This window comes from Paenibacillus pseudetheri (assembly GCF_924513355.1).
Classification (GTDB): domain Bacteria; phylum Bacillota; class Bacilli; order Paenibacillales; family Paenibacillaceae; genus Paenibacillus_AQ; species Paenibacillus_AQ pseudetheri.
Genome location: NZ_CAKMAB010000002.1, coordinates 267,629 through 280,487, shown reverse-complemented (window position 1 = coordinate 280,487; position 12,859 = coordinate 267,629). Strand labels below are relative to the sequence as shown.

Annotated in this window: 10 protein-coding genes; 6 read left to right on the top strand and 4 right to left on the bottom strand. The window is 45.7% G+C overall.

Annotation, left to right across the window (positions count from 1 at the left end; translation table 11 throughout):
- The first annotated feature begins 32 nt into the window (after window positions 1-32).
- Entirely contained in the window at window positions 33-3,038 is a 3,006-nt protein-coding gene (gene pgmB / locus L1028_RS02670; protein WP_234531070.1) for a beta-phosphoglucomutase, read from the top strand.
- Window positions 3,039-3,101: 63 nt separating this feature from the next.
- Here pgmB and L1028_RS02665 read toward each other — a convergent pair whose 3' ends face one another.
- The 3 genes from L1028_RS02665 to L1028_RS02655 are packed head-to-tail and all read right to left on the bottom strand — an operon-like array spanning window position 3,102 to window position 6,398.
- Complete coding sequence (locus L1028_RS02665) at window positions 3,102-4,493, bottom strand: aldehyde dehydrogenase (RefSeq protein WP_234531057.1); 1,392 nt, start codon at window positions 4,491-4,493, stop codon at window positions 3,102-3,104.
- A 31-nt stretch (window positions 4,494-4,524) separates the two neighbouring features.
- Complete coding sequence (locus L1028_RS02660) at window positions 4,525-5,499, bottom strand: aldo/keto reductase (RefSeq protein ID WP_234531054.1); 975 nt, start codon at window positions 5,497-5,499, stop codon at window positions 4,525-4,527.
- A gap of 2 nt (window positions 5,500-5,501) precedes the next feature.
- On the bottom strand, window positions 5,502-6,398 hold the full coding sequence (locus tag L1028_RS02655) for a LysR family transcriptional regulator (protein ID WP_234531042.1): 897 nt from the start codon (window positions 6,396-6,398) through the stop codon (window positions 5,502-5,504).
- Between the two features lie 96 nt (window positions 6,399-6,494).
- Here L1028_RS02655 and L1028_RS02650 point away from each other — a divergent pair, with 96 nt between their 5' ends.
- Window positions 6,495-7,382 carry a DMT family transporter gene (locus L1028_RS02650; protein WP_234531040.1) on the top strand — a complete coding sequence of 296 codons (888 nt, stop codon included), beginning with the start codon at window positions 6,495-6,497 and terminating at the stop codon, window positions 7,380-7,382.
- A gap of 78 nt (window positions 7,383-7,460) precedes the next feature.
- On the opposite strand, the gene L1028_RS02645 is transcribed toward L1028_RS02650, so the two are convergent.
- Complete coding sequence (locus L1028_RS02645; protein ID WP_234531038.1) at window positions 7,461-8,558, bottom strand: FUSC family protein; 1,098 nt, start codon at window positions 8,556-8,558, stop codon at window positions 7,461-7,463.
- Window positions 8,559-8,865: 307 nt separating this feature from the next.
- Between L1028_RS02645 and L1028_RS02640 the strand changes: the two genes are divergently transcribed.
- Genes L1028_RS02640 through L1028_RS02625 form a run of 4 tightly spaced genes read left to right on the top strand, consistent with a single transcriptional unit; the run spans window position 8,866 to window position 12,670 of the window.
- A complete protein-coding gene (locus tag L1028_RS02640) occupies window positions 8,866-9,975 on the top strand; it encodes an ABC transporter ATP-binding protein (protein WP_149645568.1) in 1,110 nt (369 codons plus the stop codon).
- Complete coding sequence (locus L1028_RS02635; RefSeq protein WP_042192705.1) at window positions 9,965-10,777, top strand: ABC transporter permease; 813 nt, start codon at window positions 9,965-9,967, stop codon at window positions 10,775-10,777. Before L1028_RS02640 ends, L1028_RS02635 begins: the two co-directional genes overlap by 11 nt.
- Window positions 10,767-11,600, top strand: coding sequence for an ABC transporter permease (locus L1028_RS02630; RefSeq protein ID WP_042131492.1), 834 nt, complete (start codon window positions 10,767-10,769; stop codon window positions 11,598-11,600). The genes L1028_RS02635 and L1028_RS02630 overlap by 11 nt, the downstream gene beginning before the upstream one ends.
- A complete protein-coding gene (locus tag L1028_RS02625) occupies window positions 11,597-12,670 on the top strand; it encodes an ABC transporter substrate-binding protein (RefSeq protein ID WP_234531036.1) in 1,074 nt (357 codons plus the stop codon). Before L1028_RS02630 ends, L1028_RS02625 begins: the two co-directional genes overlap by 4 nt.
- Window positions 12,671-12,859: the final 189 nt, after the last annotated feature.

Here is a 12,859-nt window from a genome sequence, read left to right as displayed (position 1 = left end):
GAACAAAACTGTGTCAGGAGGAACATAGAGAGATGAAGATGAAACCATACGTACATCCGGCTGCGGTGTATCCTTACCGGGAGTGGAGTCTTGATGAGGAGACTTATGATGAAGTGAACAATCAAAGAAGCGAAAGTGTATTTGCTCTGGGTAATGGATACATTGGCATGCGCGGTAATTTCGAGGAAGGTTACCATGGCCACTCGGGCTCATCTGTAACAGGGAACTATTTGAATGGATTTTTTGATTCCGAGCCTATTGTGTATCCAGAGGGAGCTTATGGATATCCTTCCCGCAACCAAGCCATGCTGAACGTGACGGACGCCAAGATTATTGAGCTCAGCATTGAGGGTCATACCTTTCAGTTAAACAGTGGGCAAGTGCATCGTTATGAACGGAAGCTGGATATGCGAAATGGAATCTTGCATCGGCAGGTAGAATGGGAATCTCCTGCCGGACACAGGGTACAGCTGAACATTCGTCGGATGGTGGCCATGCAGCATAAACATTTAGCAGCCATAGATTACGAGGTCAAGGCATTGAATTTTGAGGGAACCCTAACGTTTACTTCATCGATCGATGGTGAGATTCAAAGGCCGGAGGTCACGGATGACCCCCGGCTGGGATCAGGGAGTAAGGAACCCAATTTGCTGCTAGTGGAAACCGGTCATGAGCTCGAGCAGTCCTTTTTGTGGATGAAGCAGAGGACGCGGCATACCGGGTTTGCTCTTTTAACAGGGATAAGTCACAGTCTGAATTGTAGCTCTGGATATGAAAGGCTCTTGCAGCTAGGAGATCAGCGATTATCCATGCAATGGGTTGTTCCAGTGATGATGGGGGAAAGGATCTCCCTGACCAAGTACATTTCGTATCACACTTCTAAGGATTATGCAGAAGACGAGCTGTTAAGTAGGTGCTTAGAAGTGCAACACTTGGCGGAGAACTGTGGGTTTGAAGCGCTAGTTCATGAACAACGGGCTTTTCTCGATCATTTCTGGGCACATGCCGATGTGGAGATTCAGGGCGATCTTGCGCTTCAACAGGGTATCCGTTTTAATGCTTTTCAATTGCTGCAATCCGTAGGACGTGACGGGGTTACGAACATCGGGGCCAAGGGCCTGACGGGTGAAGGATACGAAGGTCACTATTTCTGGGATACCGAGATGTATATGATACCCTTCTTTACATTTACACAGCCGGAGATTAGCCGGAAGCTACTCGAGTTTCGTTATGCTACGTTAGATAAGGCACGGGAACGGGCAGCAGTGATGTCTCAGAAGGGAGCGCTGTATCCTTGGCGCACCATAGATGGGGCTGAGAACTCTTCCTATTTTCCGGCAGGAACGGCACAAATGCATATAAACGCGGATATTGCCTATGCCATTAAACAGTATGTGCGGGCAACTGGCGATTATGAGTTTCTGGTCCTGGAGGGGGCGGAAATGATATTCGAGACCTCCCGCTTTTGGGTGGATCTGGGTCATTTTAATCCGGCTAGGGAGGGTGCGTTCTGTATTGACGCAGTAACGGGCCCCGATGAGTATACAGCTATCGTTAACAATAATGCATACACTAATCTAATGGTACGGGATCAACTCTATTATGCATATGAGATAGCCAGACTGTTAGGAAAGCAGTATCCGGAGTATTTTGAACGGCTGAAGGGCAAAATTGGTCTGACGGAGGAAGAGCCTGGTGGTTGGCTGGTCGCTGCAGAAAAAATGTATATCCCTTTTGATGAGGAGCTTGGCATCTATGCTCAGGATGATACGTTTCTGACTAAGAAGAAGTGGGATTTTGAACATACGCCAGCGGATAAATATCCACTACTGCTTCATTACCATCCGCTGGTGATTTACCGTCATCAGGTGCTCAAACAGGCAGACCTGGTGATGGCCATGTTTCTGCTGGGTGATCAGTTCAGCTTGGCGGACAAGATCCGCAATTACAATTACTATGAGCCGCTGACGACACATGATTCTTCTTTGTCACCGTGCATTCACAGTATTATTTCTGCTGAGATTGGTGATTTAACGGGGGCGTACGCCTATTTTGACCGCACGGTACGGATGGACTTAGATGATATTAACCGTAACGTGAAGGACGGGCTGCATACTGCTGCTATGGCAGGATCTTGGCTGTCGATTGTGAATGGGTTTGGTGGGATGCGCTTATGTGGCGGTATGCTATCCTTTAATCCTGCCTTGCCAGCACAATGGGACAGCTATCGGTTTAAAATAACAAGCGGTGGGCACTTATTGGATATTTATGTTGATAGTAAGGCAGTGATTTATACACTACTGACAGGTGAAGTGATTGAAATTCTACATAAAGGGAGCCTTGTGCAGTTAACTGTAAAGAAGCCGGTGACCCTTTCAAATGTGAAGCAGCTTGAGGCTGTTATTTTCGAGCTGGACGGGATTATTACCGATTCTAGTGAGCATCATTACCAGGCCTGGAAATCCTTAGCTGAAGAGCTTGCGATTTCTTTTGATAGAGAGAAGCATGAACGTCTGAAGGGCCATAGTCGAATGGAAAGTTTAGAGATTCTACTGGAGGGAAGTGGTTTGAATTTACCCCAACCGGTAAAAGGAATGCTCTGCAACAAAAAGAACGAAAAGTATAAAGAGCTGATTCAACAAATGACTCCAGATGATTTATACCCGGGTATCCATAGTCTTCTGACCGATTTGAAAAAAAAGAGAATCCCTGTCGGGTTGGCTTCAGTCAATGAGAATGCAATGTTGATTCTTGAACGCTTGAAGATCGGGCGATTGTTTCAGGCAATTGCTGACCCTAAAAACATCCGTATGGGCAAGCCAGATCCGGAAATATATTTGCAGGTTACTGAGATGCTGGATATATCACCTGATTGCTGCGTAGGTATCGAGGACAAAGAGGATGGCATAGCTGCTATTAAAGCCGCCGGTATGAGGTCCGTTGGAGCTGGAAGTGTATCCTTGAAAGAGAGTGCTGAGCTATGGTTTCCTTCTACCGCGGAGTTGCATGTAAAGAAATTGGTACAGCTGTTTGAGTAGTGAAAAGTGGTTCTCTTGATAAGCCTAGCAAGCCTCCCAGTCATGGGAGGCTTGCTGCTTTGTCTATTTTAATACTTTTCGTACCAGCTTGATCTTATTACCATAAGGTGGGTACACAATCCCGAGGTCGATTCGTGTGCCTCTCTTAACGATGCTTTTGCGGTGGGAAAAGACTTCAAAGCTGTGCTTCCCGTGATAACCGCCGATTCCAGAGTTGCCTACCCCACCAAACGGCAAGCTAGCGTTCGCCACATGCGAGATCGTATCATTGATGCAGCCTCCTCCGAAAGAGACTCGGGAAAGCACCTCTTGTTCAACATTTTTATCCTCTGTGAACAGATAAAGTGCAAGTGGTTTTGGATGCTCATTAATACTCCGGATAGCTTCATCCAATTGATGATATTCCAATATGGGTAGGATCGGACCGAAGATCTCATCTTCCATAGAAGCGTCAGTCCAAGCCGCAGGATAGATTAGTGTAGGTTCAATATAACGTTCTACTGAAATGACGGTTCCGCCCATAACCACCTTTTCCTGATCCCGGTCAATGAGACTGGCAAGCCTTTGCAGCTGGCGCTCATTTACGATCCGGCCATAATCTGTATTCGGCTGCGCATTTTGACCGTAGAATTCAGTAATCTGATGTTTGATTTTGTTGATCAATTCATTAGCAATGTCCTTATGAACGAGCAAATAATCGGGGGCGATACAGGTTTGACCGGCATTTAATAATTTGCCCCATACGATTCGCTTCGCTGCAACATCAAGATTGGCTGATGTGTCGACAATGACCGGACTTTTCCCGCCAAGCTCCAAGGTTACAGGCACTAGATTCTTCGCAGCGGCTTCCATCACGATTTTGCCGACCGGAACACTGCCCGTGAAGAAAATATAATCAAACTTGGCATGGATCAGCAGATGGGTGGTCTCTTTCTCCCCCTGAACTACGCGAATATACTGGGGTTCGAAGGTCTCCTGAATGAGCTGCTCTATAACAGCCGTGATGGATGGTGTGCTCTCCGATGGCTTGAGGACAGCGCAGTTTCCAGCGGCAATGGCGCCGATCAGCGGCTCGATCAGCAACTGAAATGGATAATTAAAAGGCCCAATAATGAGCACGGTACCGTAAGGTTCACTTAAGATATAACTCTTTGCAGGAAATAAATGCAGAGGTGATCTAACCTTTACGGGCTTCGCCCAACGTTTGAGATGCTTCATCATGTAACCTAGGCTGTCCAAGGTGAAGCCGATTTCTGTGGCATAAGCCTCGAACTCACTCTTTCCTAAATCCTGTTGTAAGGCAGTAATAATACGACTCTCGTATCGCTTGATACTGTCTTTAAGTTTCTGAAGCTGACTAAGTCGAAAGGCAACCTCTTTAGTTGCGCCACGATTAAAAAAGTCCTTATGCTCTTCAAGCATCACTTGAATGCTAGCCGTTGTATGTGTTGTCATAATACTCCCCTCCTTCATTATAGTATTCAGACTATGGGAGCCGATAAAAGGCGAAAGGCTCGCCAAAGCGGAAGGAATTACTGGCCGCATCCAGCTTGCTCGTAGTTTCCTCATTAAGCTGAAGGGAGGTACTATGCAAATTCTGTTCCAGCTGCTCCACGCGTGTAGCCCCAACAATAACCGTCGAGACGGCAGGACGATTCATGAGCCAAGCTAAGGAAAGTGCAGTAGAAGAGGTTCCCAGTTCTTCAGCGATCTGCCCCACTTTGTTCCCCAGTTCGATCCGCTCATGATTCAGGAATCTTTTGAAATTAGGATCGGTATCTGCTCTGGACCCTGAGGGTGCGGAACCTCTTGAATTATATTTGCCTGTGAGAATTCCGCCCGCTAGTGGAAAATAAGGAATGATCCCTACACCTTGATCAAGACAAAGGGAGAGAAGCTCATTCTCCGGGGTCCGATCCGCTAAGGAATAGCTACACTGAATTGAAATATATTTGGCGAAGCTCCGTGCCTCACTAATTCCAATCGCCTTCATTAATTGCCATGCTGTATAGTTGGAAGCCCCGATATAGCGTACTTTTCCCGAAGATACCATATCGTCCAAGGTCCGTAACGTCTCTTCAAGTGGCGTATTGGGATCGAAGGTGTGAATCTGGTATAAATCGACATAGTCCGTTTTTAGGCGGCGAAGACTATCTTCTAATTCCTGCATCAAATGGCGCCTCGAGGAGCCGCTTCCGTTAGGTCCGTCATTCTTAACTAAGCCTGCTTTAGTGGCGAGAACAGCCTCATGTCTTCTACTTTCCAAGGCCAGACCGATGATTCGCTCAGATTCGGAGCCAGCGTAAATATTAGCAGTATCGATAAAGTTAATGCCATGATCCAGCGCAGTATGTACGATCTGAATGGAGGTCTCTTGATCCGCCCTTTTACCAAAAGCGTTTGTCCCCAGTCCCAATGCGGATACTTGTAGTCCGCTATTTCCAAGTCTTTTAAAGTTCATCTTCAGCACTCCTCATCATCCATTTTATTAGGCTTAGTAAAAAGATCCATAGCTGTCTCCATGAACATCTTTACAGCTATGGAAGTATCGGTAAGCGAGCTGACTGCGATATGTATATCTCTGTAGGCGTCGGGCTGCAGTTCACGGGTTACTACATTTGGAGGTAAAGATAACAAAGATAACTCAGACATCACACCTACAGCCAGCCCCTCTTGAACCATATTAAGAGCTGTTGCATAGTTATTAACCACATATTTTACATTCAGATAGCTGTTGCTTCTGCGGAATAAATCTACCACCGGTGGTTCATAACCAGCTTTACAGATCAGCATTGGCTCACCCGCTAATTCTCTCACACCTATGACAGAACGCTCATGCAAAGGATGGTCATCTCTGATTACAGCGTACAGCTTTTCTCTATATAGTGGGATGGCTTCGAACGCCTCGCAAGGAGCGAGCAATAAGCCAACATCAATTTCTTTGGATTCCAGCCATTCTCTGACTTCGGCGATAGAGCCCTCCTGCAGGCTAATCGTAATATTCGGATATCTTTCAGTGATAGAGCTAATAATCTTCGGTAAAAAATAGGCAGAAGCCACTGGAAAAGCCCCAATTCGAATGCTTCCCTTCTCAAGCCCCCTCTCGGCGAAAATTTCCTGATTGACCTTATCAAAGCCCATTAGAATTTCACGAAAAATAACAAGGATACGCTTGCCGATGTCAGTAAGCATTAGACCGTTCCGTCGATCTCGAAGTAATAGCTTTACATCCAGTTCGGCTTCTAAAGAGGAAATTGCTCGACTGACAGCAGGCTGGGTCATATTCAGTTCTACGCCAGCTTTGGTAAAACTACCGCTCTCTGCGATTTTGACGAACAAACGAATTTGATTATTGTTCATAACAAATATGATATGCCCCTTATGAGTATTATTCATTTCATTTATATTCTTAATTATTGTATCATTTGTGATGAATCTACACCAAGGAGTGAATACATGAATCAGCAGAAGAAAAGCATCATCCTTCTTATATTTTTGGTGATTGTATGGGGCATTAATTGGCCTATATCCAAAATCGCCTTAGACTACGCTCCACCCTTATTATTTGCAGGTATCCGAACCGTCATCGGCGGATGCATTCTTATTCTAATTGCACTTCCTAAGATGAAGGAGCTTCGCTTCAAGCAACTATGGCCGATCTATCTGATCTCGGCTATATTAAGTATCGTGTTTTATTATGGATTTCAGACGATTGGCTTGCAGTATGTACCCGCAGGATTATTCTCGTCCATTGTATTTCTGCAGCCGGTATTGCTGGGCATTTTTTCATGGCTGTGGTTAGGAGAGAGCATGTACGGGCTCAAAATGGCAGGTCTGTTGCTAGGGTTCATCGGAGTAGGCTCCCTCAGTATTGGAGGACTTAACGGAAGCATCTCTATATGGGGAATTGTGCTTGCTTTAGCCAGTGCTTTGAGCTGGGCATTAGGAACGGTATATATGAAACGAAATGCTGTGCGCGTGAATATGCTATGGATGACCGCTATGCAAATAACGATCGGTGGTATCATTTTGCTACTTTCGGGATCTGCTACAGAGAAGTGGTCGGATATCACCTGGAGTGGAACGTTTATAGCCGATACACTGTTTATTGCAGTCTTTGTGATCGCTTTAGGTTGGCTGATTTATTTCAAGCTGATTAACGAGGGAGAGGCAGGGAAGGTCGGATCATTTACTTTTTTGATCCCACTGATCTCGATAGGTACTAGCGTAGTCTTTTTAAATGAGCAGATTACTTTAAATCTTGTGATGGGTCTACTGCTTATTGTTAGCAGCATTGTTCTGGTGAACGTGAGGATCGGGCGTGCCGCGAAACAGTCGGTTTAGTTCAAATATAAGAAAGTATAAGTAGTAATCAGGGTTGTAAGAGGGCTTATATTTGAACAAAAGGGACACTCCCAAAGCTTATAGCTTCTGGGAGAGTCCCTTTTTAATAAAATGTAAAGCGCGTGCGACTTCAGCCGTTGAGGGCCGGGTGGCTACAACATAAGTAGCAGATTTAGCACGTTCTACTTCCTCCAGCACCCGGTTTAAGTGACTGAAGACCGCACCGAGATCACGAATGCTTGCTAGCGAACAATTCCCTTGCAGTTCAGAGAAGCTTGCCAATTGCAGGTCACGAGCACGCTCTATACAATCGGCAAGAGAACGTTGGCACTCCGCGCCAGACAAGGTTCTGGTTCCATAAAGAGCAATGCAATCTGCGGTTGACTCCAGCACATCCTTCATCCAGTCCGAAGAGGCGTGATGCGCTGGCAGAAGACGAATATCGTCGGCGATTTCTTTGACGTAGGAATGAATGCTTTTTAGATGTGAGGTAGCCTGTATGAGCCCCTTCAGTTCACCCCGGCACTGATAATGTGTGAGGGTATAGAACATTTCTTTCTGTTCCCGGCTGCTATTCGACAGGAGTTTACCTGCTTCCTCCAGCAAATTGTCTTTCGGAGAATCACGTCTTACGCCTACGAGATCTTTTAATGCATCTGCAAGTAGAAGACTTCCTTCGAATGCCAATGCTTTTACCTTGACGAACCTGTTCGGCGGCACGATAATCATATTGATGGCCAGGGCGATCAGCACACCAATAAATGTTTCCCCTATTCTCCAAAGCACGTAGTCATTCTGGTAGAAAGTAAGAGCTAGAACGGAAGTAACACCCACCTGTGAGACAGCTTGAATGTTCATCTTACAGGCCGTAGCGATGCCAATCCCGATGAGTAGAATGAGCAGGATAGAAAGTCCACCAACATCAAAAAACTGGCCAACAATTAGGCTAACGATCCCGCCAAGAATAATGCCGATCAGGCGGTAGATTCCTTTTTCTAGCGATGCTTTAACGCTGGCTTGGGTGATGAGGATAGCCGCAAGGGGTGCAAAATATAAATATTGGCTACCATATATGCTGTGTACAGCGACCCATGAAAGTGAAGCGGCCAGCGTAATTCGTATCATGTAAAGTGAGAAACCATATTTTTCAAGGCGGTCTTGTAACCCCTCGTTCATTATCATTCATCTTCTTTCGGAAAAAAATGAAAAAACTGTCTGGTCTTTCAGTTCGCTTTCATTATAGCATCTTAAAAAAGGCTTGGAGGACTGGATATTTTACAAAGTTGTTAAGTTTACGCATTCCTTTTTCCTTTACGCTATCGCATATAATGGTACAATCTAATATGCTATATCTATTGGAGTGTCGAATGAGAGGAGGAATTGTCGCTTATTAGCGCTGAGCATGCCCATTCGATTGTTCTCCGCGAGATGCGGGTAAAATAGTATTGTGATACTTTAGGCAGGGAGGTTGTTAGCTATAGCTATTCAGGAAGGCACTATTATTTCATTTGAAGAGGTTACCAAGCAATATGACGACGAAGATCCGGTGTTAAAAGGAGTCAGTTTTGAGATAGAGCGCGGCAAATTCTATACACTACTTGGTCCATCAGGCTGTGGTAAAACGACTATTCTACGATTGATCGCTGGGTTCGCAGAGCCAACAAGCGGTTCTATCTATTTAAACGGTAAAGTGATCAACCACATTCCAGCCAATGAGCGGCAGGTCAATACGGTCTTTCAGGATTATGCATTATTTCCACACCTGAACGTATTCGAGAATGTGGCTTTCGGACTGCGGATTAAGAAGCTTAAGAAAGATGTCATCACGAAGAAGGTGCAGGAAGCGCTAAGTTTCGTTAACCTTGTTGGCTACGAGCAGCGTGCTATTAACGAAATGTCCGGTGGTCAGCGTCAGCGCGTGGCCATTGCTCGTGCGATTGTGAATGAGCCGCAGGTTCTTTTGCTGGACGAGCCGCTATCTGCGCTCGATCTGAAGCTGCGAACAGAGATGCAGTACATACTGCGTGAAATGCAGCAACGGCTTGGCATTACCTTTATTTTTGTTACACATGACCAGGAAGAGGCACTCGCGATGTCCGACTGGATTTTTGTCATGAACAAAGGCAAAATCGAACAAAGCGGAACACCTAACGATATCTATGATGAGCCAATTAACCGTTTCGTGGCTGATTTTATTGGCGAGTCCAACATTGTTCCGGGTGTTATGATTGAAGACTATCTGGTGGAGTTTAACGGTCGCCGCTTTGAATGTTTCGATGCCGGTCTTAAATCAAACGAATCTGTGGAGATTGTTATACGTCCCGAGGATTTGGAAATTTCAACACTGGAACAGGGTAAACTACGTGTGCGAGTGGATTCCCAGTTGTTCCGGGGTGTCCACTATGAAATCAGTTGTTATGATGAATCCGGACATGAATGGCTTGTGCATTCTACACGTAAGGCGACTGTAGGTAGTGAAATTGGCCTTTATTTTGATCCGGAAGCGATTCATGTTATGCGTTTTGGTGAAACGGAGGAAGAGTTCGACAAACGTCTGGAAGCTTACGGCGAGGTGGAGAGTCATGAAGAATAAGGGCAGATCGTATTATCTCATCCCTTATTACCTGTGGATCGCCTTGTTTGTAATCGCACCAGTGCTGCTTGTCATCTATTATTCTCTATTTGATCTGGATGGGCATCTTACGCTAGATAATTACGTGAACTTCTTTACACCTGTGTACTTAAAAATGACGCTGACCTCATTCTGGTATGCGTTTTTGATTACAGCATTCTCTTTGCTGGTCGCCTATCCGGCGGCATATCTGTTGACGAGAACGAAGCATAAGCAGCTATGGTTATTGCTGATTATTTTACCGACATGGATTAATTTGCTACTGAAAACTTACGCTTTTATTGGCATATTTGGTACGTTCGGACCGATCAACAATTTCTTTGATCTGCTTGGAATCGGAGAACAGCAAATTTTATTTACGGGCTTCAGCTTTGTATTTGTATCTGTGTATATCTTTATCCCATTCATGATCTTGCCGATCTACAGCGCTTTGGAGGATCTTAATTTATCCTTGCTGGATGCGGCACGTGATCTGGGTGCTTCGGGCTGGACGACGTTCCGGCGCGTTATTTTTCCATTGACCATTTCGGGTGTACGTTCCGGATGTATGGCAGTATTCATACCAGCGCTGTCCCTGTTTATGATTACTCGTCTGATTGCAGGCAACAGGGTCATTACACTCGGTACTGCGATTGAGCAGCATTTTCTGGTCACACAGGACTGGGGTATGGGCTCCACGGTTGCAGTGTTTCTGATTGCTATTATGGCACTGTTCATGATTATTACCGGCGGATCGCGGAAAGGGGTGCGGAATGAGAAATAAAAACGGGTTCTCCAATCTGTACCTAGTGCTAGTGTTCGCTGTTCTGTATGCGCCAATCTTCTATCTGATGTACTATTCGTTCAACAGCGGGGGGACGATGCACAAGTTCGAGGGCTTTACGCTGGATTACTACCGAGAGGTCCTTCAGGATACACGTCTAATTATCATCATGATCAACACGCTTGTAATCGCGCTTCTGTCTTCGGCTATCGCCACTCTTATCGCTATTATTGGTGCACTGGCCATTAAGAGTGTACAGAACCGCCGTGCTAAAAATACCTTGTTATCTTTGAACAACGTGTTGATCGTTAGTCCGGATGTCATTATCGGTGCATCGTTCCTGATCCTGTTCACCATTGCAGGCATCAAGCTTGGCTTCGTATCCGTCCTGCTTTCGCATGTCGCGTTCAGTGTACCGATTGCCGTGTTGATGATTCTGCCGCATTTACAGGATATGAGTCCTTCATTGACGGATGCAGCACGTGACCTCGGCGCAAGCCGCAAGGATGTTCTGACTAAGGTTATTCTGCCCATTATCAAACCGGGGATCTTTAGTGGATTCTTCATGGCACTTACGTATTCACTGGATGACTTTGCAGTTACGTTCTTCGTAACGGGTAATGGTTATTCGACGCTATCGGTTGAGATTTATTCCAGAGCTCGGCAAGGGGTGTCGTTATCCATTAATGCGCTATCGACACTGATCTTCCTGTTCACGATACTGCTCGTTGTCGGTTATTACTTCCTGACCCTTAAGAAGAACCGTCAGAATACCTCGGAAGCTGTGGCGGAGCCAGTAGCGGAAGCGGGGGTGCCTAGATGAAACAGCTGGTAAATGCTTTTCTGGCGATCATGATCACGGCATTCGCGCTAATGTACTTGGGCTCTTGGATGAACTCGAGAGAGGGCTATTCCGGAGGGAATACACTGACTATCTATAACTGGGGCGACTATGTCGATCCTGATCTGTTGAAGGAATTTGAAAAAGAGACCGGATTAACGGTCATTTACCAAACTTTTGACTCTAATGAAGCCATGCTAACGAAAGTGGAGCAGGGTGGAACTACTTTTGATGTCGTAATTCCTTCGGATTACGCCATTGCCAAGATGAAAGAAGAAAACTTGCTCATACCGCTGGATCATAGCAAGGTTCCGAATTTAAAGAATATTGATGCGCGGTTTATGGACCTTTCTTTCGATCCTGGCAACAAGTATTCCGTGCCTTATTTCTGGGGAACGGTTGGGATTATTTTCAACCCTGACATGACCCAAGGGATGGACTTTACCAGCTGGGATTCCCTCTGGGACAGCAGGCTGAAGAATAACATTTTCCTGGTGGATGGAGCGCGTGAAGTGATGGGTATGGCCTTGAACAGCCTACACTATTCCGTTAATGACCGGGATGAAGGGCATCTTCAAGAGGCACTAACCAAGCTGAATAGGCTGTCTCCTAACGTGAAAGCAATTGTCGGAGATGAGATCAAGATGCTGCTTGCCAATGAAGAGGCTGCGGTCGGGATTGTGTGGTCCGGTGATGCTTCTGAGATCATGGATGAGAATGATAAATTGGATTATGTAGTGCCTGAGGAAGGCTCGAACAAGTGGTTTGATAACATGGTCATTCCACGAACTGCGGATAATGTGGATGGAGCGCATAAGTTCATTAACTTCATGCTTCGCCCAGATGTAGCGGCTAAGAATGCAGAATACGTAGGTTATTCCACGCCTAACATTCCTGCGCTGGAGCTGCTTCCGAAGGAAACTTCCGAGGATACCCGGTTCTACCCGCCTGCCGAGATTACGGATCGGCTTGAGGTGTATGATAACCTTGGCAAACGGATGCTTGCGCATTACAATGAGCTCTTCCTGAAGTTTAAGATGAATAAGAAGTAAGTCGTTTGAAGGTGAAGTCAAACGACTCCAAGAGCGTCTACATGCGGATTACCGTATTAGACGCTCTTTTTTGAAATATAAGAAAGTATAAGTTTCTCGCTATACATGATCCTTCTATTGTTCGCGAAACGATCATCGTCCTTGAGAGGATGCCGAAGGCGTTCCTTCTTGGGTGAAAGTATATTGTAG